Annotated in this window: 20 protein-coding genes and 1 pseudogene; 10 read left to right on the forward strand and 11 right to left on the reverse strand. The window is 52.9% G+C overall.

Annotation, left to right across the window (positions count from 1 at the left end; genetic code table 11):
• Nucleotides 1-46: 46 nt before the first annotated feature.
• The 5 genes and pseudogenes from caiD to caiT form a co-directional block, all read right to left on the reverse strand.
• A pseudogene (gene caiD / locus B9P82_RS11615) lies at nucleotides 47-831 on the reverse strand (crotonobetainyl-CoA hydratase).
• Nucleotides 832-885: 54 nt separating this feature from the next.
• A complete protein-coding gene (caiC, locus tag B9P82_RS11620; RefSeq protein ID WP_094760785.1) occupies nucleotides 886-2,439 on the reverse strand; it encodes a crotonobetaine/carnitine-CoA ligase in 1,554 nt (517 codons plus the stop codon).
• Between the two features lie 62 nt (nucleotides 2,440-2,501).
• The gene (gene caiB, locus B9P82_RS11625; RefSeq protein WP_016155668.1) at nucleotides 2,502-3,719 is read right to left on the reverse strand and encodes an L-carnitine CoA-transferase; all 1,218 of its coding nucleotides are present in this window, start codon (nucleotides 3,717-3,719) and stop codon (nucleotides 2,502-2,504) included.
• A gap of 105 nt (nucleotides 3,720-3,824) precedes the next feature.
• Nucleotides 3,825-4,967 (reverse strand): crotonobetainyl-CoA dehydrogenase, encoded by a 1,143-nt coding sequence (gene caiA, locus B9P82_RS11630; RefSeq protein ID WP_003018898.1) that lies wholly within the window; start codon nucleotides 4,965-4,967, stop codon nucleotides 3,825-3,827.
• A 34-nt stretch (nucleotides 4,968-5,001) separates the two neighbouring features.
• Entirely contained in the window at nucleotides 5,002-6,519 is a 1,518-nt protein-coding gene (gene caiT / locus B9P82_RS11635; protein ID WP_016155669.1) for an L-carnitine/gamma-butyrobetaine antiporter, read from the reverse strand.
• 481 nt (nucleotides 6,520-7,000) lie between these two features.
• On the opposite strand from caiT, the gene B9P82_RS11640 reads away from it, so the two are divergent.
• From B9P82_RS11640 to folA, 9 genes are all read left to right on the forward strand, one after another.
• Entirely contained in the window at nucleotides 7,001-7,771 is a 771-nt protein-coding gene (locus tag B9P82_RS11640) for an electron transfer flavoprotein FixA (RefSeq protein ID WP_101700367.1), read from the forward strand.
• A gap of 15 nt (nucleotides 7,772-7,786) precedes the next feature.
• Entirely contained in the window at nucleotides 7,787-8,728 is a 942-nt protein-coding gene (locus tag B9P82_RS11645; RefSeq protein WP_101700368.1) for an electron transfer flavoprotein subunit alpha/FixB family protein, read from the forward strand.
• Nucleotides 8,729-8,777: 49 nt separating this feature from the next.
• Nucleotides 8,778-10,064, forward strand: a complete 1,287-nt coding sequence (locus tag B9P82_RS11650) for an FAD-dependent oxidoreductase (RefSeq protein ID WP_016151658.1) — start codon at nucleotides 8,778-8,780, stop codon at nucleotides 10,062-10,064.
• Complete coding sequence (gene fixX / locus B9P82_RS11655; RefSeq protein ID WP_000203738.1) at nucleotides 10,061-10,348, forward strand: ferredoxin-like protein FixX; 288 nt, start codon at nucleotides 10,061-10,063, stop codon at nucleotides 10,346-10,348. Before B9P82_RS11650 ends, fixX begins: the two co-directional genes overlap by 4 nt.
• 109 nt (nucleotides 10,349-10,457) lie before the next feature.
• Nucleotides 10,458-11,801 carry an MFS transporter gene (locus B9P82_RS11660; RefSeq protein ID WP_019078353.1) on the forward strand — a complete coding sequence of 448 codons (1,344 nt, stop codon included), beginning with the start codon at nucleotides 10,458-10,460 and terminating at the stop codon, nucleotides 11,799-11,801.
• Between the two features lie 90 nt (nucleotides 11,802-11,891).
• The gene (locus B9P82_RS11665; RefSeq protein WP_003018880.1) at nucleotides 11,892-12,125 is read left to right on the forward strand and encodes a YgdI/YgdR family lipoprotein; all 234 of its coding nucleotides are present in this window, start codon (nucleotides 11,892-11,894) and stop codon (nucleotides 12,123-12,125) included.
• 103 nt (nucleotides 12,126-12,228) lie between these two features.
• Complete coding sequence (kefF, locus tag B9P82_RS11670; protein WP_006686662.1) at nucleotides 12,229-12,759, forward strand: glutathione-regulated potassium-efflux system oxidoreductase KefF; 531 nt, start codon at nucleotides 12,229-12,231, stop codon at nucleotides 12,757-12,759.
• Complete coding sequence (kefC, locus tag B9P82_RS11675) at nucleotides 12,752-14,614, forward strand: glutathione-regulated potassium-efflux system protein KefC (RefSeq protein WP_101700369.1); 1,863 nt, start codon at nucleotides 12,752-12,754, stop codon at nucleotides 14,612-14,614. Before kefF ends, kefC begins: the two co-directional genes overlap by 8 nt.
• A gap of 198 nt (nucleotides 14,615-14,812) precedes the next feature.
• Entirely contained in the window at nucleotides 14,813-15,292 is a 480-nt protein-coding gene (folA, locus tag B9P82_RS11685) for a type 3 dihydrofolate reductase (protein ID WP_016151662.1), read from the forward strand.
• Nucleotides 15,293-15,386: 94 nt separating this feature from the next.
• On the opposite strand, the gene apaH is transcribed toward folA, so the two are convergent.
• The 6 genes from apaH to lptD are packed head-to-tail and all read right to left on the reverse strand — an operon-like array spanning nucleotide 15,387 to nucleotide 22,180.
• Complete coding sequence (gene apaH, locus B9P82_RS11690; RefSeq protein ID WP_016151663.1) at nucleotides 15,387-16,235, reverse strand: bis(5'-nucleosyl)-tetraphosphatase (symmetrical) ApaH; 849 nt, start codon at nucleotides 16,233-16,235, stop codon at nucleotides 15,387-15,389.
• A gap of 10 nt (nucleotides 16,236-16,245) precedes the next feature.
• Nucleotides 16,246-16,623, reverse strand: coding sequence for a Co2+/Mg2+ efflux protein ApaG (apaG, locus tag B9P82_RS11695; protein ID WP_003018867.1), 378 nt, complete (start codon nucleotides 16,621-16,623; stop codon nucleotides 16,246-16,248).
• Between the two features lie 2 nt (nucleotides 16,624-16,625).
• A complete protein-coding gene (gene rsmA, locus B9P82_RS11700) occupies nucleotides 16,626-17,447 on the reverse strand; it encodes a 16S rRNA (adenine(1518)-N(6)/adenine(1519)-N(6))-dimethyltransferase RsmA (RefSeq protein ID WP_101700370.1) in 822 nt (273 codons plus the stop codon).
• Complete coding sequence (pdxA, locus tag B9P82_RS11705) at nucleotides 17,440-18,432, reverse strand: 4-hydroxythreonine-4-phosphate dehydrogenase PdxA (RefSeq protein WP_101700371.1); 993 nt, start codon at nucleotides 18,430-18,432, stop codon at nucleotides 17,440-17,442. The genes rsmA and pdxA overlap by 8 nt, the downstream gene beginning before the upstream one ends.
• Nucleotides 18,432-19,718 (reverse strand): peptidylprolyl isomerase SurA, encoded by a 1,287-nt coding sequence (surA, locus tag B9P82_RS11710; RefSeq protein WP_101700372.1) that lies wholly within the window; start codon nucleotides 19,716-19,718, stop codon nucleotides 18,432-18,434. The genes pdxA and surA overlap by 1 nt, the downstream gene beginning before the upstream one ends.
• Before the next feature lie 53 nt (nucleotides 19,719-19,771).
• Nucleotides 19,772-22,180 (reverse strand): LPS assembly protein LptD, encoded by a 2,409-nt coding sequence (lptD, locus tag B9P82_RS11715; protein ID WP_101700373.1) that lies wholly within the window; start codon nucleotides 22,178-22,180, stop codon nucleotides 19,772-19,774.
• 343 nt (nucleotides 22,181-22,523) lie between these two features.
• On the opposite strand from lptD, the gene djlA reads away from it, so the two are divergent.
• Nucleotides 22,524-23,339 carry a co-chaperone DjlA gene (djlA, locus tag B9P82_RS11720; protein WP_005124510.1) on the forward strand — a complete coding sequence of 272 codons (816 nt, stop codon included), beginning with the start codon at nucleotides 22,524-22,526 and terminating at the stop codon, nucleotides 23,337-23,339.
• Nucleotides 23,340-23,418 lie beyond the last annotated feature (79 nt).

Below are 23,418 nucleotides of genomic sequence, written 5' to 3' on the forward strand. Positions count from 1 at the left end.
TTTATTGCCGGATTGCGGCGTAAATACCTTATCCGGCATAGGCACATTAACGACCTTTCCATACCGGATCGCGTTTTTCCGCAAATGCCTGTGGTCCTTCGAGCGCATCTTCCGAGTGCAGCACCGATGGATAGTGCTTCAGCACACCGCTGCGGATGTACCGGTAGCCTTCTTCCACCGGCATTTCGCTGGTCGTACGGTAAATCTCTTTCAGCGCGGCGATAGCCAGCGGGGCGCTATTTACCAGCTGCTGCGCCAGTTCGCGCGCGCTATCCATCAGTTCGCTCTGGCTGACAACGCGGTTGACGATGCCCCAGCGCAGTGCTTCTTCGGCGCTCATTCGTCTGCCGGTCATCACCATTTCGTTAACGATTGCCGGTGGCAGCAGTTTAGGTAAACGCAGTACGCCGCCGCTGTCAGGCACGATCCCGAGTTTTGCTTCCGGCAGCGCGAAGCTGGCATTTTCCGCACAGACGATAAAATCCGCCGCCAGCGCCAGCTCAAAACCGCCGCCAAACGCGTAGCCGTTTACCGCGGCGATGACCGGCTTATCGAGGTCGAAAATTTCGGTTAAACCGGCGAAGCCGCCTGGGCCAAAATCGGCATCTGGCGCTTCACCTTCGGCCGCCGCTTTTAAGTCCCAGCCGCAGAAAAGAATTTCTCTCCGCCGCCGGTGATAATTGCTACGCGTAATTCCGGGTCATCACGAAAATTAAGAAAAGCTTCCCCCATTGCAAAGCTGGTTTTAGCGTCAATGGCATTGGCTTTAGGCCGGTCAAGGGTAATTTCCAGGATCGGGCCGTTACGGGTCAGATGTAATGATTCACTCATAGTTCATCTCCAGATAATTAGGTTTCCCGGCCGGAGGAATTCCGACCGGAAGGGTTATTTCAGATTTTTTTTGATTATTTTTCCTGAACAATTGCGCGGCAGGTCGGTTCTTATCTCCATAAAAGAAGGAACCTTGAATTTCGCCATATTGTTTTCGCAGAAGCTGAAGAACTCAGCTTCGCTTAATGTTTCACCCTCATTAAGGACGATAAAAGCTTTAATGGCTTCATCACGGATCGAGTCTTTAATACCGACAACCACAATGTCCTGAATTTTCGGATGCGCAGAAATAATATTTTCCAGCTCGACGCAGGAGACATTTTCCCCACCGCGTTTAATCATGTTGCAGCGTCTGTCGACGAAATAAAAAAAACCGTCCGCATCCTGGTAACCCGAATCACCGGTATGTAACCACCCTTCAGGTTCCAGCGCTTTGGCAGTAGCGTCGGGTTGCGCGTAGTACTCTTTGAAGATTGTTTTTCCCGGCACGCCTTTAATGCAGATTTCGCCAATTTCTCCGGCGGGTAGGGGACGGTTGTGATCGTCACGGATTTCAGCTTCATAGCTAAAACCCACGCGACCAATAGAGGGCCAGCGCCGTTTGTCTCCGGGGCGATCGCCAATAATGCCCACGATGGTTTCGGTCATACCGTAGGAGGTCAGCAGTCTGACGCCAAAGCGGTCGATAAAGGCATCTTTTTCCTGTTCGGATAAATTGAGATAGAACATCACTTCGCGTAGGTGATGCTGTCTGTCCGTTGGGGCTGCGGGTTGGACCATCAGCGTTCTGATCATCATCGGGATGCATTCGGTGACCGTCGCCTGATATCTACGCACCTGATCCCAGAACGCCCTGGCGCTGTACTTCTCCACCAGCACAAAGGTGCTGCCTGCGGAGAAGGCAGCCATGGCAGCCGTACACTGACAGTCGATATGAAAAGCGGGCATCACCGTCATATAGACGTCATCATCGCGCAGAGCGATTTGCCAGGAGGTGTAGTAGCCCGCAAAGCGCAGGTTGTAGTGGGTAATCACCACCCCTTTAGGCCGCGAGGTGGTGCCTGAGGTAAACAGAATTTCCGCCGTATCGTCAGTGGATAACGCAGGCGTATAGCACAGATTAGTCGACTGGCGGGCTTGCAGTTGGGTAAAGTGGCTCACGCCGTCGTCAACCGGAAGCTGCTCGCCAATCAGACAGATATGATTTAGCGGAGTGGTATTTTCCAGCCGTATCTGGCGGTACATAGGATAAAACTCGGCACTGGTGACCAGCAGGCTCACCTGGCTGTTTTGCAGGATCCAGGCGCTCTCTTCGCCCAGCAAGCGGGCATTAATCGGCACCATAATGGCGCCAATTTTTGCCAGTCCAAACCAGCAAAAGATAAATTCCGGACAGTTATCCAGATGCAATGCGACCTTGTCGCCCTTGCGGATCCCTAAGGAATGGAAAAGGTTCGCCGTGCGGTTTATCTCTTCATTGAGCGAGGCATAGCTATACTGCCGAACGATTCCTTCGCAGGATTCGAAAATTAACGCCGTTTTATCTCCGTACACCCCGGCCAGGTCGTCCCACATCTGACGTAAGTTTTGTCCGCCAACGATATCCATAATGCTTTATCCACTGAAATCAGGCGTGAGCGCTAACCAACCAGCGGGTTAGCGCGTCGCGTTTATTCCTCAACTCTGGCCAGGCCTTTGCCGACCAGCTCATTTATGTCTGCTTCGCTATAACCAATGTTTTTCAGAATGGCGGCGGTATCCATGCCGTGTGACGGCATGCCACGCCAGATTTTCCCCGGGTTGTTTTTAAATTTCGGCATGATGTTCGGCCCTTTGCAGGTGCGGCCGTCCATCGTTTGCCACTGAGTAATGGATTCACGGGCAACGTACTGCGGGTTGCCTTCCAGTTCAGGAATAGTCAGTACCTTCGCGCAGGCGATATTCAGCTCAGCAAAGCGCGCCTGGACTTCGGCGATGGTGTGCGTTGCCAGCCAGGCGTCCAGTTTCTCTTCCACGAGCGGGCCGTAAGGGCATTCCACGCGATGGATAAGCTGGGTACCTTCCGGGACTTCCGGTGTGCCAAGAATGTGGGCGAGGCCAATATCATTGAAGCACTCGTTGATTTGCGTGATGCCGACCAGCTCCATGACGATATAGCCATCGGCGCATTTATAGAGACCGCAGCCAGCGTAATACGGGTCTTTGCCTTTGGTCATGCGTGGACAAATTTCGCCGCCGTTGAAGTAGTCCATCATGAAGTACTGACCCATACGCAGCATCACTTCGTACATGGCGATATCAATGCTTTCACCCTTACCCGTTTCGCGTACTTTGTGCAGGGCTGCCAGCGCTGCTGTCGTTGCGGTCATCCCGGAGAAGTAATCGGCGGTGTACGGGAAGGCCGGCATCGGCTGATCAACATCACCGTTTTGGATCAAATAGCCGCTGAACGCCTGTGCGATGGTGTTATATGCCGGAAGATTGGTGTACTCCTCGGTACCAAACTGGCCGAAGCCGGAAAGGTGGGCGATAACCAGTTTTGGGTTATGTTCCCACAGCACGTCATCGGTAATGCCGCGGCGAGCAAAGGCCGGGCCTTTACTGGCTTCAATGAAAATATCGGTGGTTTCCATGAGCTTCAGAAACGCTTCCCGGCCTTCATCTTTGAAAATATTCAGCGACAGGGCGTGCAGGTTGCGGCGTGAGAGCTGTGGATAGTTAGGTTGCACGCGGATGGTATCGGCCCATGCGACGTTTTCAATCCAGATAACCTCAGCACCCCATTCGGCGAACATTTGTCCGGCGAACGGGCCGGCAATTTCGATCCCTGAAAAAACCACGCGTACCCCGGCAAGTGGGCCAAAGGTTGGCATTGGTAAATGATTCATAATTTTGCTCCTGGCATTTTTTGTAGGCCCGGTAGGCGCAGCGCCACCGGGCATGTTGCCGGATGGCGGCGTAAACGCCTTATCCGGCCTACGAATCGTGCTGAATTAGCGGTATTGCTTGAGTACCGCACGACCCAACGTCAGGATCTGCATTTCATCAGAGCCACCAGAAACACGGTCAACGCGCAGATCGCGCCAGAAACGCGTGATGCGATGGTTACCCGCGATACCTACACCGCCCAGCACCTGCATGGCGGTATCGACCACTTCAAACGCGGCGTTGGCGCAGAAGTATTTGCACATTGCCGCATCGCCCGAAGTGATGGTGCCGTTATCCGCTTTCCATGCCGCTTCAAGCAGCATGTTTTTCATGGAATTCAGTTTGATCGCCATATGCGCGAACTTCTCCTGAATCAGCTGGAAGCGGCCGATCGTTTCGCCAAACTGCACGCGCTGATTGGCGTAGCGCGCGGCGTCTTCAAAAGCGCACATTGCCGTACCGTAGTTGGTCAGCGCGACGAGGAAACGTTCATGATCGAACTCTTCTTTCACGCGGTTGAAACCATTACCTTCCCGACCGAACATGTCTTTCTCGTCCAGTTCAACGTCGTCAAAGGTGATTTCACAGCAGCTATCCATGCGCAGACCGAGTTTCTCCAGCTTGTTGACCTTGATACCCGCTTTGCTCATGTCAACGAACCACTCGGTGTAAACAGGTTTATCCGGCGATGCACCATCTCTCGCCATAACCACGATGTACGGGGTATAGGCGCTACTGGTGATAAAGCACTTACTGCCATTAAGATAAACCTTACCATTTTTACGTGTATAAGTGGTTTTCAGGCTGCCAACATCCGATCCCGCTCCCGGTTCGGTGATGGCAGAGTTCCACATCTGCTTACCGGTTCCCTGGAACGCCATGATTTTATCGATTTGTTCCTGAGTCCCTTCACGCAGGAACGTGTTAAAACCGCCCGGTAACTGGTACAGCACATAGGTTGGTGCGCCCAGGCGTCCGAGTTCCATCCAGACTGCAGCGACGGTAACAAAACCCGCTTCCAGTCCACCGTGTTCTTCCGGAATCAACAGGCTATCGATGCCCATATCCGCCAGTGCTTTAACAAAACGCTCAGGGTAGACGCTGTCACGATCGCACTCGGCAAAATAAGCTTCCCAGTTCTCACTGGCCATCAGTTCACGAATACCGGCGACAAACAGTTCCTGCTCGTCATTTAAGTTGAAATCCATCTTTCAGCCTCTTGATCAATTGGGTTAATAAGAATTACTTGTCTTTCCAGTGCACTTTGGCGTCTTTAATAAAGGACAGCGTCACCATGATGTTGACGAAGAACAGCGGACATCCTCCGGCGATAATCGCGGTCTGAATCGGCTTCAGCCCACCCAGCGCCAGCAGAACGATACCGATGATGCCGACCAGAACGGACCAGCCGATACGCACTAACAGCGGCGGTTCTTCACCATCGCGGACTTCACGACAGGTGGACATCGCCAGGGTGTAAGAGCAGGCGTTAATCAGCGTCACGGTGGCAATAAAGCAGAGGATGAAGAAGCCCCACATGGTGGCGGTGCTGAGCGGTAGAGCAGCCCAGGTTTCGATAATGGCGCGCGCCACACCGTGTTGTTCAATCAGCTGCGGGATATTGAGAACGTTTTTATCCATCAGCAGCAGCGTGTTGCTGCCAAGGACTGTCCACAGGATCCAGGTCGATGCGGTCAGGCCCAGCACCATCCCGAAGCACAGTTCACGGACGGTACGACCACGAGAAATACGGGCCAGGAAGATACTCATCTGGATGGCGTAAATGACCCACCACGCCCAGTAGAAGACGGTCCAGCCCTGTGGGAAGCCGCCTTTACCGATTGCATCGGTATAGAACAGCATGCGCGGCAGATACATCAACAGCATGCCGACGGAGTCGGTGAAGTAGTTCATGATGAAGCTGGCGCCGCTGACGATAAATACCCAGCCCAGCATCAGGAAGCTCAGATAGCTACGCACGTCGCTGGCGATCTTAACCCCTTTTTGCAGGCCGCAGGCCACGCAAATGGCGTTCAATATGATCCAGCAGGTAATGATGATTGCGTCGAGTTGCAGCGTATGCGGAATACCGAACAGATACTGCATGCACTCGGTTACCAGCGGAGTGGCCAGACCGAGGCTGGTACCCATCGCGAAGATCAGCGCCACCAGATAGAAGTTATCGACGATGGTGCCGAACAGCCCTTTCGCATGCTTCTCGCCCACTAACGGTACCAGCGTGGAGCTTGGACGGATGACGTCCATCTTGCGCACAAAGAAGAAGTAGGCGAAAGCCACAGAAAGGAAACTGTAGGTTGCCCACGGCAACGGTCCCCAGTGGAACAGGCTGTACGCCAGGCCCAGCTCTTTCGCGCCCGTGGAGTTAGGCGCGAGAGCAAACGGCGGGGTGGAGATGTAGTAGTAGATCTCGATGGAACCCCAGAACAGCACCGCGGCGGATGTACAGGAAGCGAACATCATAAAAATCCAGCTGGCGGTACTAAACTCTGGTTTTTCGTCGCCTAATTTCTTTTTGGCATACGGGCCAAAGACCAACCAGAACCAGCCGAAGAGCATGACGACCATATACCATTCAAATGCCCAGCCCCAGACATTGGTGACATAACTGAATACCGCATTAATAACGACGTTAGCGGCATCGAGATCTCTTACAGTTAGCCAACAAAGTATCCCAACTATTATTAATGGCGGAAAAAAAACCTTCGGTTCAATTCCCGATTTTCTCTTTTCATTTTTCATAAGTGAATTCCAGTGTGAAAACGAAACTTATTTAGCGTGCCCGTGCATGATCGTTTGTTTATTTATTATTAATGATTTGTTGATAACTTTTTAACCTCTGGGAGCGCCTCAGTGAGTAACCCATAATGAGTATTCATATCGGGTGGTTCTGTTATCTTCGTCACACTTTTTTATGCTGAGTAATTCGCTCAAAAATTTGATATTTTTTGTTTATAATCACTTGGTTGTCTGTGGTTTTTTAACTTTTTTAAGTGACTGGCGTTCAATATTGTTGAACCCGCAGACAATATTGAAAATTTTCATATTTGACGTGATTCTTTCAATATTGGTGAGGTGCATAACACTATTGAAAGTTACGAATTTCAATGTGTGACATTTTCAATATTGGTGATTAAGGTTTTATTTCCGAATTAAAGAGCGTGATATCTGTATTTAACACTGCCGATATAAATACGTTTCCTTCATGATTTCTGGAGATGCAATGAAGATAATTACTTGCTACAAATGCGTACCTGATGAACAGGATATTGCGATTAATAATGCTGATGGTTCACTCGATTTCAGCAAAGCGGATGGCAAAATAAGCCAGTATGATCTGAATGCGATCGAAGCGGCTTGTCAGTTGAAACAACAGTCAGGAGAGGCCCTGGTTGTGGCCATGAGCGTCGGCGGCAAAGCGCTGACCAATGCAAAAGGGCGAAAAGATGTGCTTTCCCGTGGCCCAGATGAACTGATTGTTGTTATTGACGAGCAATTTGAGCAGGCGCTGCCACAACAAACTGCCAGCGCGCTGGCTGCCGCCGCGCAAAAAGCAGGTTTCGATCTGCTTATTTGCGGTGACGGTTCTTCCGATCTTTATGCTCAGCAGGTTGGTCTGCTGGTGGGCGAAGCGCTGAACATTCCGGCGATTAACGGCGTGAGTAAAATCCTCTCTCTTACTGACAGCACTTTGACGGTAGAGCGTGAACTGGAAGATGAAGTCGAAACTCTGAGCATTCCGCTTCCGGCGGTGATCGCGGTCTCAACGGACATCAATACCCCACAAATCCCTTCGATGAAAGCCATTCTTGGCGCGGCGAAAAAACCGGTTCAGGTCTGGTCGCCGGCAGACATTGGCCTGAACAGCGCGCAGGCATATTCCGAACAACACGTTGCTGCACCGAAGCAGCGCGAGCGTCAGCGCGTTGTAATTGAAGGTGACGGTGAAGAACAGATTGCCGCATTTGTCGAGAATCTTCGCAAAATCATTTAATTATCAGGGGATGTTATGAACAAATTTTCCAGTATCTGGGTATTCAGCGATACCCCTTCTCGTCTGCCGGAACTGATGAATGGTGCGCAGGCTTTAGGTGAAAAAGTTAACACGTTTGTGCTGAGTGAAGCGGACTGCGCGACGGCATGCCATTTAGGCGCAGATGATGTCTGGTTACTCAGCGGCAAACCAGAAGAGCGTATGGTCGAAGACTACGCTGATGTGATGGCCGAAACTATTCGTCAGCACAGCGAGGGCGGGGCGGTGCTGCTGCCAAATACGCGTCGCGGCAAGCTGTTAGCGGCAAAACTGGGTTTTCGCTTGTCGGCAGCGGTCTCCAACGACGCCAGTGCAGTCGCCGTGCAGGACGGAAAAGCGGCGGTAAAACATATGGTCTACGGCGGCCTGGCGATGGGGGCAGAAACAATCGCTTCACCGTTCGCCGTGATAACGCTCAGCAGTGGAACGTTTGACGCGCAGCAACCGGATACCGCCCGCAGCGGCGAGGTGCACAGTGTGTCATGGCAGGCTCCGGCTGTAGCCGTTACTCGTACGGCAACTCAGGCACGTCAGAGCAACAGCGTCGATCTCGACAAAGCCCGTCTGGTGGTCAGCGTGGGACGCGGGATCGGCAGCAAAGAAAATATCTCGCTGGCGGAGGCGCTGTGCCAGACGATTGGTGCCGAGCTGGCGTGCTCCCGTCCGGTGGCGGAAAACGAGAAGTGGATGGAACACGAACGCTACGTCGGCATCTCCAACCTGATGCTCAAGCCGGAACTGTATCTGGCCGTGGGGATCTCCGGGCAGATCCAACATATGGTCGGCGCCAACGGCGCGCAGACGATTTTCGCCATCAACAAAGATAAAAATGCGCCGATCTTCCAGTATGCGGATTTTGGCATCGTTGGCGATGCGCTGAAGATCCTGCCTGCGCTGACGGCTGCTTTAGCGCGTTAAACCATTTCGGGCAGGATGCGAAGGTGTCCTGCCGCTGACAGGAGTACGTATGTCCGAAGATATCTTTGATGCCATCATCGTGGGTGCAGGTCTGGCGGGTTCGGTTGCGGCGCTGGTGCTGGCTCGGGAGGGCGCACAGGTGCTGGTTATCGAGCGCGGCAATTCTGCTGGCGCGAAGAATGTCACCGGTGGGCGCATGTATGCGCATAGCCTGGAGAATATCATTCCCGGTTTTGCTGAGCAGGCCCCCATTGAACGCATCATCACCCACGAAAAACTCGCCTTTATGACCGACAAAGGGGCGATGACCATCGACTATTGCAACGGCGAAGACGCCAAATCGTCGCAGGTTTCTTACTCTGTCTTACGCAGTAAATTTGACGCCTGGCTGATGGAACAGGCCGAAGAGGCGGGCGCTCAGCTCATCACCGGTATCCGCGTGGATAACGTTGTGCAGCGCGAGGGCAAAGTCGTGGGCGTGGAAGCCGATGGCGATATTCTGGAAGCCAAAGTGGTGATCCTTGCCGACGGAGTGAATTCTCTGTTGGCTGAAAAGTTGGGTATGGCAAAGCGCGTCGAGGCATCGCATGTTGCCGTCGGCGTAAAAGAGCTGATCGAGTTGCCGAAATCGGTAATTGAAGATCGTTTCCAGTTACAAGGGAACGAAGGGGCTGCCTGTCTGTTTGCCGGATCGCCCACCGATGGGTTGATGGGTGGTGGCTTTCTCTATACGAATGAAACGACCCTTTCTCTGGGACTGGTCTGCGGCCTTCATCATCTGAAAGATGCGAAAAAATCGGTTCCGCAAATGCTGGAAGATTTCAAACAGCATCCGGCGGTTGCCCCGCTGATCGCCGGTGGCAAGTTGGTGGAATATGCCGCGCACGTCGTACCGGAAGCCGGTATCAACATGCAGCCAGAACTGGTGGGGGACGGCGTACTGATTGCTGGTGACGCTGCCGGAATGTGTATGAACCTCGGCTTTACCATTCGCGGTATGGATCTCGCCATATCCGCAGGTGAAGCGGCGGCGAAAACGGTACTTTCCGCAATGAAGCGCGACGATTTTAGCAAGCAGTCGCTGGAGGAATACCGTCAGCATCTGGACGAAGGCCCGATGCGCGATATGCGCATGTATCAAAAGCTACCCGCTTTTCTTGATAACCCACGCATGTTTACCGCTTATCCGGAAATGGCGGTCAGTATTGCGCGCGACCTGTTCACCGTGGATGGTTCGGCACCGGTGCCAATGCGTAAAAAAATCCTACGCCATGCGAAGAAAGTGGGCTTCATCAACCTGATGAAAGATGGCCTGAAAGGAGTGACCGTATTATGACATCTCCCGTCAACGTGGACGTCAAACTGGGCGTCAATAAGTTCAATGTGGATGAAGACAGTCCGCATATCATTCTCAAAACCGATCCTGATAAACAGGTGCTGGAGGTGCTGATTAAGGCCTGTCCGGCTGGACTGTATAAAAAGCAGGATGACGGTAGCGTACGTTTTGATTATGCCGGATGCCTGGAATGCGGAACGTGCCGCATTCTCGGACTGGATACAGCGCTGGAAAAATGGGAATACCCGCGTGGGACGTTTGGCGTGGAGTTCCGCTACGGCTAAACCTGGTGCCGGATGGCGGCTTCGCCTTATCCGGCCTACAGGAACAATGCGTAGGCCTGATAAGCGTAACGTCATCAGGCATTAAGTTAAAATAAAACAGGACATAACCATGCAGCAGCCCAGGAACTTTGATGACATCAAATTCACCTCTATTCACCGCCGGATAATGCTGTGGGGAAGCGGTGGGCCGTTTCTGGATGGTTATGTGCTGGTGATGATTGGCGTGGCACTGGAACAGCTCACGCCAGCATTGAAACTGGATGCGCAGTGGATTGGTCTGCTGGGCGCCGGTACGCTCGCGGGTCTGTTTGTGGGGACGTCGCTGTTTGGCTACATTTCCGACAAGGTCGGGCGGCGCAAAATGTTCATTATCGATATTATCGCCATTGGCGTGATATCGGCGGCAACCATGTTTGTCTCCTCGCCCGTTGAGTTGTTGGTAATGCGCGTGCTGATCGGCATTGTGATTGGTGCCGACTACCCGATCGCCACCTCGATGATCACCGAGTTTTCCAATACCCGCCAACGCGCTTTCTCCATCGGTTTTATCGCCGCTATGTGGTATGTCGGCGCCACCTGTGCCGATCTGGTCGGCTACTGGTTGTATGATGTTGAGGGCGGATGGCGCTGGATGTTGGGCAGCGCGGTGATCCCCTGCATTTTGATCCTGATTGGGCGTTTCGATCTTCCTGAATCGCCGCGCTGGCTGCTGCGTAAAGGTCGGGTGAAAGAGTGTGAGGAGATGATGATCAAACTGTTCGGTGAACCGGTGGTGTTCGACGAAGAAGCGCCGCAGGAGACGCGCTTTCTTCAGCTATTTAATCGCCGTCATTTCCCGTTTGTACTGTTTGTCGCCGCTATCTGGACTTGTCAGGTGATCCCGATGTTTGCCATTTATACCTTTGGTCCGCAGATTGTGGGGCTGCTGGGGCTTGGTGCCGGGAAAAGCGCCGCGTTGGGAAATGTGGTAATCAGCTTGTGCTTTATGTTGGGATGCATTCCTCCCATGTTCTGGCTTAATAGCGCGGGCCGACGACCGCTGTTAATTGGCAGCTTCATTATGATGACGCTGGCGCTGGCCGTGCTGGGGTTAATCCCTGATATGGGCGCGTGGCTGGTGGTGCTGGCGTTTGCCGTATACGCATTTTTCTCTGGGGGACCAGGAAACCTGCAATGGCTATACCCTAACGAACTGTTTCCCACCGATATTCGTGCGTCTGCCGTCGGGGTGATTATGTCCTTAAGCCGTATCGGCACCATTGTTTCAACCTGGGCGCTGCCGGTGTTCATCACCAAATACGGGATCAGTAATGTCATGCTGATGGGGGCGGGCATTTCGCTGATCGGCCTGCTCGTGTCCATCGCTTTCGCCCCGGAAACGCGAGGTCTGACGCTGGCGCAAACCAGCCAAATGACGATCCGCAGTAAACCCGTGACCAGGGCGGGTTATTAGGAGTGTTCTGTATTTTCCCTGCAACTCAGTCAGTTAGCCTACAGTTAACGGGTATATCACTGAAAACGACTGAAAAGCAGGGAGAACACCATGCAAAAACATATTCTGATCACCTCTATTTTTACCGCAGCAGCACTGTTCACCGTAGCCGGTTGCTCCTCGAACCAGGCGGTTAAAACGACCGATGGCAAAACAATCGTGACCGACGGCAAACCGCAAGTCGATGATGATACAGGCCTGGTGTCGTACAAAAATGCGCAAACGGGTAAGACGGAACAAATTAACCGCGATCAGGTTAAAGATATGAGCGAACTGGATAACTAGTTCAGTTTTCTCCATTCAACCACTCAATAATATTGACTGTTAGCCTGCGGATTAACTGACTAAACTCACTGTTATTACAATAATGCAGTGAAACAGGCTAATCATGATCCTCATCATTTATGCGCATCCCTATCCGCAGCACTCGCATGCGAATAAGCGGATGCTTGAACAGGCAAGGACGCTGGAGGGCGTGGAGATCCGCTCGCTCTACCAGCTCTACCCCGACTTCAATATCGATATTGCCGCTGAACAGGATGCGCTGGCGCGCGCTGATTTGATTATCTGGCAGCATCCTATGCAATGGTATAGCACACCTCCCTTACTCAAGCTGTGGATGGATAAGGTCCTTTCACACGGTTGGGCATATGGCCACGGCGGGACAGCGCTCCACGGTAAACATCTGCTGTGGGCAGTGACGACCGGCGGCGGCGAAAACCACTTTGATATTGGCTCCCATCCCGGATTTGATGTGCTTTCCCAGCCCTTACAGGCAACGGCGCTCTACTGTGGCCTCAAATGGCTGCCGCCGTTTGCGATGCACTGTACGTTTATCTGTGATGATGAAACTCTGCAGGCGCAGGCGCGTCATTACAAACAGCGTCTGTTGGAGTGGCAGGAGGTTCATCATGGATAACCATACGCTAATACAGGCGCTGATTTATCTCGGATCGGCGGCGCTGATTGTCCCCATTGCCGTGCGACTGGGGCTAGGATCAGTGCTGGGGTATCTCATCGCAGGGTGCATTATTGGACCATGGGGTCTGAGGATGGTGACCGACGCTGAATCAATCCTGCATTTTGCCGAGATTGGCGTGGTGTTGATGCTGTTTGTCATCGGTCTGGAGCTGGATCCGCAACGTTTGTGGAAACTGCGGGCCTCGGTGTTCGGTGGTGGTGCGCTGCAGATGGTGGTATGCGGCGGTCTGATTGGTTTGTTCTGTATGTTCCTCGGCCTTCGCTGGCAGGTAGCGGAACTGATCGGCATGACGCTGGCGCTTTCCTCCACGGCTATTGCTATGCAGGCGATGAATGAGCGAAACCTGATGGTTTCGCAAATGGGACGCAGCGCGTTTGCCGTGCTGTTGTTCCAGGATATCGCCGCTATTCCTCTGGTGGCGATGATCCCATTACTTGCGGCGAGCGGCGCATCGACAACGCTTGGGGCGTTTGCGCTCTCCGCCCTTAAAGTGGCGAGCGCCCTGGTGCTGGTGGTGTTGCTGGGGCGTTATGTGACGCGTCCGGCCTTGCGTTTTGTCGCTCGCTCTGGCCTGCGGGAAGTATTCAGTGCCGTTGCGCTGTTCCTCGTTTTTGGCTTCGGTCTGCTGTTGGAAGAGGTTGGACTGTCGATGGCGATGGGGGCGTTCCTGGCTGGCGTGCTGCTGGCAAGCTCTGAGTATCGTCACGCGCTGGAAAGCGATATCGAGCCATTTAAAGGGCTGCTGCTGGGACTGTTTTTCATCGGCGTCGGGATGTCTATCGACTTTGGTACGCTGATTGATAATCCCTTGCGCATTATCATTCTGTTGGTCGGTTTCCTGGTTATCAAAACCGTCATGCTGTGGCTGATAGCGAAACCCTTACAGGTGCCGAACAAGCAGCGCAGATGGTTTGCCGTGTTATTAGGGCAGGGCAGTGAGTTTGCCTTCGTGGTGTTTGGCGCGGCGCAAATGGCAAACGTGCTTGATCCTGATTGGGCGAAATCTCTGACGCTGGCGGTGGCGCTGTCGATGGCGGCGACGCCGATTTTACTGGTAATTCTGACGCGTCTGGAAAAATCGGCGACCGGTGAAGAGCGGGAAGCAGATGAAATCGACGAGGAACAACCTCGGGTGATCATCGCCGGGTTTGGGCGATTTGGTCAGATAACCGGTCGTCTGTTGTTGTCAAGCGGGGTCAAAATGGTGGTTCTTGATCATGACCCGGACCATATCGAAACGCTGCGTAAATTCGGCATGAAGGTTTTCTATGGCGATGCGACGCGGATGGATCTGCTGGAGTCTGCCGGGGCGGCTAAAGCTGAAGTTATTATTAGCGCCATTGACGATCCGCAAACCAGCCTGCAACTGACCGAAATGGTGAAACAGTATTTCCCGCATCTGCAAATTATTGCCCGTGCGCGCGATGTGGATCATTACATCCGCCTGCGCCAGGCTGGCGTGGAGATGCCGGAACGTGAAACCTTTGAGGGCGCGCTGAAGACCGGACGTTTGGCACTGGAAGGTCTTGGGCTTGGACGCTATGAAGCGCGTGAGCGGGCCGATGTATTCCGCCGCTTCAACACGCTGATGGTTGAGGAGATGGTGAAAGGGGAAAATGACGCAACGTCCCGCGCGGCGGTATATAAACGCACCAGCGAAATGCTGAGTGAAATTATTGCGGAAGATCGTCAGCACTTATCATTAATTCAACGCCATGGCTGGCAAGGCACGGATGAAGGTAAGCATACGGGCGACGTCGCCGATGAGCCGGAAGTGAAACCGTCAGCATAGGGTAAAAAATGTGATGTTCTGCAAACTTTACTGCTAATTGGCTGTTTTTGAACTACTGTAATGCTGGCGTACCACCTTAAATAGGTCGGTTCGCCAGCAGAACGGAAAATTTTCATGCTCATCCTCTTTCCGCCAGTCGACGAAAGATTGCGCTTTCCGTATAGTGGCGACAATTTTTTTGTATCCGGGAAACATTCAATGATCAGTCTGATTGCGGCGTTAGCGGTAGATCGCGTCATCGGTATGGAAAATGCCATGCCATGGAACCTACCTGCCGATCTCGCCTGGTTTAAACGTAATACCTTAAACAAGCCGGTTGTCATGGGACGCCACACGTGGGAATCCATCGGGCGACCGTTGCCAGGGCGTAAAAATATCGTCATCAGCAGCAAGCCTGGCACCGACGATCGCGTGCAGTGGGTGAAGTCTGTTGAGGAAGCGATCGCGGCCTGTGGCGATGAACCTGAAATCATGGTTATTGGCGGTGGGCGTGTGTATGAGCAGTTCCTGCCGAAAGCGCAGAAACTGTATCTGACACACATTGATGCGGAAGTTGAAGGGGATACGCATTTCCCGGACTACGAACCGGATGACTGGGAATCGGTGTTCAGTGAATTCCACGATGCTGACGCGCAAAACTCCCACAGCTACTGCTTCGAGATTTTGGAACGTCGTTAATGTGGATGCCTGATGGCGTTGCGCTAATCAGGCCTACAGATTGCACATTCGTCTGCCGGATTAGGTGTAAGCACCGCCATCCGGCAGACGGCTATCAGGCGTTGACGGCCTCGCCGGGATCCAGATTCAGATGGCGATTTGATGGCTGTACAAAGTACTGTTTGTCTTCCCAGCGCAGACAGGTGAGATCCCCGCCCCAGCAACACCCCGTATCTAACGCGTAAATACCTTCTGGCGTGCCTTTGCCCTCCAGCGATGCCCAGTGCCCGAATGCAATGCTATAGGCTTCACTGACCGGTCCAGGAATGGCAAACCACGGCTTCAGCGGGGCAGGCGCATCTTCTGGCGACTCTTTGCTGTACATGTCCAACTGACCGTTGGGGAAGCAGTAACGCATGCGGGTAAACGCGTTGGTAATAAAACGCAGGCGCGCCAGCCCCGTCAGCTCCGGGGTCCAGTTATTTGGCATGTCGCCGTACATGGCATCAAGGAAGAATGGATAAGAGTCGCTCGACAGCACGGCTTCAACATCGCGAGCACAGTCCTTCGCCGTCTGCAGATCCCACTGTGGGGTAATCCCTGCATGCGCCATGACCAGTTTCTTCTCTTCATCAACCTGCAACAGCGGCTGACGACGTAGCCAGTTAAGCAGCGTGTCAGCATCCGGTGCCTCAAGCAGCGGCGTGAGCCGGTCTTTCGGTTTATTACGGCTGATGCCAGCAAACACGGCCAACAGGTGTAAATCGTGATTACCGAGGACTAACCGCACGCTGTCGCCCAGCGATTTAACGTAGCGCAAAACGTCTAACGACCCTGGCCCACGCGCGACCAGATCGCCGGTGAGCCATAAGGTGTCTTGTTCTGGATTAAAGTCAACCTGGTGCAGCAAGGCTACCAGTTCATCGTAACAACCGTGAACGTCGCCAATGAGGTATGTTGCCATAGCTATTGTTTTAATGAATGAGTGTAGGAACGGCGAGTCGGAACACGGGAATGTCGATGGTAAAGGCGATCCCTTGCTCATCGATCATTTCGTAATGACCCTGCATGGTGCCCAGCGGTGTTTCAATCACCGCACCGCTGGTGTACTGGTACTCTTCGCCAGGTTCGATGTGGGGCTGAACGCCCACCACGCCTTCGCCCTGAACTTCGGTTTCACGGCCATGACCATTGGTGATCAACCAATAACGCCCCAACAGCTGCACAGGCGCTCGCCCCAAATTGCGGATAGTCACGGTATAAGCAAAAACGTAACGTTCATCATCAGGTGAGGATTGCGCCTCAATGTAGACGCTTTGTACCTGAATGCACACTCGGGGCGAATTGATCATGTTTAACTCTCCTTCGATGGCGCGTTTTCTGACAGATAGTTAGCCATCCGGCAGTATTGCGCGACAGAGATATTTTCCGCTCGCATCGCCGGATCAACGCCCAGCTCTGTCAGTACTTCAACGCTAAACAGGTTGCCGAGACTATTACGTACCGTTTTGCGACGCTGATTAAACGCTTCAGTGGTAATACGGCTCAGCACACGAACATCTTTAACGGGGTACGGCATTGTCGTGTGAGGGACCAGACGTACCACGGCGGAATCGACTTTAGGCGCAGGCGTAAATGCGGATGGCGGCACTTCAAGTACCGGGATCACATTGCAGTAATACTGCGCCATGACGCTTAATCGACCATACGCTTTACTGTTTGGCCCTGCAACCAGACGGTTGACCACCTCTTTTTGCAACATGAAATGCATGTCGGCGATGGCATCAGTATAGGAAAAAAGATGGAACATGAGCGGCGTGGAGATGTTATACGGCAGGTTGCCGAATACGCGCAGCGGCTGACCCATCGTTTGTGCGAGTTCGCCGAAGTTCATGGTCATGGCATCTTGCTGATAAATAGTCAGCTTCGGCCCTAAAAACGGGTGTGTTTGCAGGCGGGCGGCGAGATCGCGGTCCAGCTCAATGACCGTAAGCTTGTCCAGGCGTTCGCCTACAGGTTCGGTCAACGCTGCCAGGCCCGGGCCGATTTCGACCATAGCCTGACCTTTCTGCGGGTTGATAGCAGAGACAATACTTTCGATCACAAACTGATCGTTGAGGAAGTTTTGCCCGAAACGTTTACGGGCTAAGTGGCCCTGATGGACTCGATTATTCATTGGTATTAACAATCATTTTGATGGCGAGATTAAGCGCCGTAATAAAACTGCCGACATCTGCTTGCCCACGACCCGCAAGTTCAAGCGCGGTGCCGTGATCGACGGATGTGCGAATAAAGGGCAGGCCCAGCGTGATATTCACACCGCGACCAAATCCCTGGTATTTTAGCACGGGGAGACCCTGATCGTGGTACATTGCCAGCACGGCATCCGCGTGGTCGAGATATTTGGGCTGAAACAGGGTATCTGCGGGCAGCGGGCCGTTTAATTTCATCCCCTGCGCACGCAGTTCATCAAGGACCGGAATGAGGGTGTCTATCTCTTCCGCTCCCATATGACCACCTTCACCGGCATGCGGGTTAAGACCGCACACCAGAATATGCGGATCGGCAATGCCAAACTTGGTGCGCAAATCATGATGCAAAATACCGATCACTTCTTTAAGCAGAGCAGGCGTAATGGCGTCGGCAACGGCTCTGAGCGGCAAATGAGTGGTTGCCAGGGCAACGCGCAGCGCTTCAGTCGCCAGCATCATGACGACTTTCTTCGCCTGTGAGCGCTCTTCAAAAAACTCGGTATGTCCGGTAAACGGGATGCCTGCGTCATTGATTACGCCCTTGTGTACCGGACCGGTAATCAGCGCCGCAAACTCACCTTGCAGACAACCATCGCAGGCGCGAGCCAGCGTATCCACCACATATTGTCCGTTCTCTACCGCCAAGTGACCCGCGATAACAGGCGCCCGCAGAGCAATCGGCAACAGCGTCAACGTACCTGCTGATTGCGGTCTGGCTGGGGTATCTGGAGAGTATGGGAGGAGTGAAAGCGGTAAACCGAGCATTGCTGCCCGGTCACTGAGGAGTGTGGCATCCGCACAGACAACGAGTTCTACAGGCCACTCACGCTGGGCGAGCTGAACCACCAGGTCCGGGCCAATCCCGGCGGGTTCGCCGGGAGTGATCACAACGCGTTGAATACGAGTCATTAGTTGCTCAGAACTTTAACGTAGGCGCTGGCGCGCTGTTCCTGCATCCAGGTCGCAGCTTCTTCCGAGAATTTACGGTTCATCAGCATACGATAAGCTCTGTCTTTCTGCGCCGCGTCAGTTTTATCAACGTTACGCGTGTCCAGCAGCTCGATCAGATGCCACCCGAAAGAGGAGTGCACCGGGGTACTCATCTGGCCTTTGTGAAGTTTGGTCAGCGCATCGCGGAAAGCGGGATCGAAAATATCCGCTGCAGCCCAGCCCAGATCGCCGCCCTGGTTGGCAGAACCCGGATCCTGAGAAATCTCTTTAGCCGCTGCCGCGAAGGTTATTTTACCGCTCTTAATATCAGCTGCGATTTGTTCCAGCTTCAGACGCGCCTGTTGATCGGTCATGATCGGCGATGGCTTGAGCAGAATATGGCGGGCATGAACTTCGGTCACGGAGATGCTCTGGCTTTGACCACGCATATCGTTAACTTTCAGGATGTGGAAGCCGACACCAGAACGAATTGGGCCGATGATATCGCCTTTTTTCGCGGTGCTTAGCGCCTGGGCAAAGATGCCCGGCAGCTCCTGAATACGTCCCCAACCCATCTGGCCGCCTTTCAGCGCCTGCTGGTCAGCGGAATAGGTGATAGCCAGTTTGCCGAAATCGCTACCGTTACGCGCTTCATCAACAACAGAGCGCGCCTGACTTTCAGCCGCGTTAACCTGGTCAGAAGTTGGGTTTTCCGGTAATGGGATCAGAATGTGGCTCAGGTTCAGCTCGGTGCTGGCATCGTTTTGGTTGCCGACCTGCTGCGCCAGAGCATCCACTTCCTGAGGCAGGATAGTAACGCGACGGCGAACTTCGTTGTTACGCACTTCAGAGATGGTCATCTCTTTGCGGATCTGGCTACGATAGGTCGAATAGCTTAAGCCATCCTGTGCCAGACGGCTGCGCATCTGATCCAGCGTCATGTTGTTTTGCTTGGCGATGTTGGCAATCGCCTGATCCAGTTGCTCGTCAGAGATTTTAACACCCATCTTCTGACCCATCTGCAGGAGGATTTGATCCATGATCAAACGTTCCAGGATCTGATGACGCAGCGTGGCGTCGTCCGGTAATTGTTGACCAGCCTGACCCGCATTAAGTTTTACTGACTGCATTAAGCCATCGACGTCGCTTTCCAGAACGACGCCGTTATTGACGACGGCTGCGACTTTATCGACTACCTGTGGGGCAGCGAAACTGGTATTCGCGATCATGGCGATACCGAGAAGCAGCGTTTTCCAGTTCTTCATACTTTTTCCATTTCAATTAACCGCAAAGCGGATTACGTTGTAAATCAATCAGATCATAAAGAGCTTTGATACGGCAAAATGTTAGAACGCAACATTTGGTTGGTGCCGAGACCGTAGTTGGAACTCAGGCCGCGTAGTTCGATATTAAAGCCGATCGTGTTGTCATAAACTGCATGTTGCTGAGTGTCATCCCAGCCGTTCAGCTTACGTTCGTAGCCGAAGCGAATGGCGTAACAGCAGGAGTTGTACTGCAGACCCAGCATGGAATCCGCTTCTTTGTTCACGTTGGTATCAAAGTAGTAAGCCCCGACAATCGACCAGCGGTCGGCGATCGGGAAGCTTGCCACCGCGCCCACTTGTGAAATCCCGTTTTTATACTGCTCTGCTGTAGAGTAGTAAGACGGCAGGGTTGCCTGGATATATTCAGAGCTGGCATAACGGTAGTTCAGCTGCAGCATACGGTTTTCGTCGCGGCGGTATTCGATACTGCTGCTGCTGGTTGCAACGCTGTCCAGACGCGTGTCGTACTGGATCCCACTGCGTAAACCCCAGCGATCGGAGATGCGCCAGTAGGTGTCGCCAGCCCATACCAGTGAGCCCGTTTTGTCGTCATTCTCCCATTTAATGTTGTCATCGCCAGTGCGAGACTCGGTGAAATAGTAGATTTGACCCACAGAAATATTAAAACGTTCAACGGCCGCGTCATCATAAACGCGAGATGTGACCCCGGTCGTTACCTGGTTGGCAGACGCGATGCGGTCCAGACCGCCATAGGTACGATCGCGGAACAGGCCGCTGTAGTCAGCTTGCAGAAGGGACGAGTCATAGTTAAAAATATTACTTTGATCGCGATACGGTACATACAGGTACTGCGCACGGGGCTCCAGCGTTTGGGTATAACCCGGCGCCAGCATCTGCATGTCACGCTCGAACACCATTTTGCCGTCAACTTTAAACTGAGGCATTACGCGGTTCACGGACTCTTCCAGAGAATTGGCCGCGTTAAGGGTATTTAAATTATCCGGATTAGGATTGTTACGATAATTATTTCTTGCGAATGATTGATACTCGCTGATGTTGTTTTGCTGATAGTGCGTTGCCATCAGCTTCAGCTCAGTGTTGATACTTCCCCAATTATTCGACAATGGCAGGTTAATGGTCGGTTCAAGGTGTAAACGAGTTGCTTCCGGCCTGTTGTCGTTGGAATTAACGAAATGGACTGCCTGACCATAAATCCGGGTGTCAAACGGGCCCACATCATTCTGGTAGTAGTTGACGTCTAACTGCGGCTGCGCAGAGTAACTGTTACTGTTTTGTGCGTCGAAGACCTGGAACTGCTTGGTCGAAACCGTCGCGTCAAAGTTTTGTACTGCGTAGCCGACGCTAAATTTTTGCGTGGCGTAGCCGTCGGTACTGGAACCGTATTTATTATCAAAATCATTAAAGTAGCTGGTGTCGCTGACCTTGGTGTAGTCGACGTTGAAACGCCACACCTGATCCATCACACCAGAGTGTTGCCAGTAGAACAGCCAGCGGCGGGAATTGTCATCCTTCGGGTGTTCATCCTCGTACACTTTATCGGAATTCAGATAGTCGAACTCCATCAGACCTGCGCCCGCCTGGGTGAGGTAGCGGAATTCGTTCTCCCACATGATACCGCCACGACGGTGTATATAATGCGGCGTGATGGTGGCGTCCATATTGGGCGCAATGTTCCAATAATACGGGAGATAGAACTCAAAATAGTTATTGGTAGAGTATTTTGCGTTCGGGATCAGGAAACCAGAGCGACGCTTATCGCCGACGGGTAACTGTAAATAAGGACTGTAAAAGACCGGAACCGGACCCAGTTTAAAACGGGCGTTCCAGATCTCTGCGACCTGTTCTTCACGGTCGTGAATGACTTCGCTACCGACGACGCTCCAGGTATTGGAACCTGGCAGACAGGAGGTGAAGCTACCGTTTTCCAGAATGGTATAGCGGTTTTCCCCACGCTGTTTCATCAGATCGGCTTTTCCGCGCCCCTGACGACCTACCATCTGATAATCACCTTCCCAGATGTTGGTATCTTTGGTATTCAGATTAGACCAGCCCTTCGGCCCCTTCAGAATAACCTGATTGTCATCATAATGGACATTGCCCAGCGCATCGACGGTACGAACTGGCTCCGGCTGGCCTTCTGCCTGCTTCTGATGAAGCTGCACTTCGTCGGCCTGCAGGCGGCTGTTACCCTGTGCGATGTCCACATTGCCGGTAAACACCGCGTCATCCGGGTAATTCCCTTTCGCGTTGTCAGCAGTGATGGTGACGGGTAATTCATTAGTCTCGCCCTGTACCAGAGGACGGTCATAGCTTGGCACGCCCAGCATACACTGTGAGGCGAGATCGGCTGCCAGACCCTGATGGCTATAGAGGGCGCTGGCAATCATGGTGGCCAGAAGAGTGGGAATACGTTTTTTCATACGTTGTATTTATTGTTCCATCATCAGTAGCGTCGCGCGTGACAAACGGTCACAGCCTAACTTATCTCATCTTCACTTCGCTAGTATTAATCCTGCCCATTTTATCCCGCCACCTTTCAAGCTGCATCTTCGTTCCAGACGAATTGGTCACTGCGTTGCCGCCTTGTTGCAACTCGAAATCCAACGGGTATAGCGTTTGTGGTGTTAGGCACGGCATAGAATGACAGGTATGATAATGCAAATTATAGGCGATGTCCCACAATTGACCGCAGCCGTAAATCGGTAAAAGCACCTTATATTGTGGGACATATCCTGGCTGAGAGCAGAAAGATTTGGGGAGTCTATGCAGTATTGGGGAAAGATAATTGGTGTCGCCGTGGCCTTAATGATGGGCGGCGGCTTCTGGGGTGTGGTTCTGGGCCTGTTAGTTGGCCACATGTTCGACAAAGCCCGCATGCGCAAAATGGCGTGGTTTGCCAACCAGCGTGAACGCCAGGCGCTGTTTTTTGCCACCACTTTTGAGGTGATGGGGCATCTGACCAAATCCAAAGGTCGCGTCACGGAAGCCGATATCCATATCGCCAGTCAATTGATGGATCGAATGAATTTGCACGGCGACTCGCGTACCGCCGCGCAACATGCCTTCCGGGTGGGAAAATCGGACAATTACCCATTACGTGAAAAAATGCGTCAGTTTCGCAGCGTCTGTTTTGGTCGCTTCGATCTGATCCGCATGTTTCTGGAGATTCAGATCCAGGCAGCTTTTGCCGATGGGTCGTTGCATCCGAACGAGCGTGAAGTGCTGTATGTGATTGCTGAAGAGTTGGGGATCTCACGTACCCAATTTGATCAGTTTCTGCGCATGATGCAGGGCGGCGCCCAGTTTGGCGGCGGATATCAGCAGCAGTCCGGCGGCGGTGGCTGGCAGCAGGCGCAACGCGGTCCGACGCTGGAAGACGCCTGCAATGTGCTGGGTGTGAAAGCGACCGATGATGCGACCACCATTAAGCGCGCATACCGTAAGCTGATGAGCGAGCACCATCCGGACAAACTGGTGGCGAAAGGCCTGCCGCCAGAAATGATGGAAATGGCGAAGCAAAAAGCGCAGGAAATTCAAAAAGCTTACGAGCTAATTAAAGAACAGAAAGGCTTTAAATAATCGTTATGCCGGATGGCAGCTAGCGCCTTATCCGGCCTACGTTAATGAATGTAGGCCGGGCAAGCGAAGCACCCGGCCT

Source organism: Citrobacter sp. L55, assembly GCF_002850715.1.
GTDB classification, from domain to species: Bacteria; Pseudomonadota; Gammaproteobacteria; order Enterobacterales; family Enterobacteriaceae; genus Citrobacter; species Citrobacter braakii.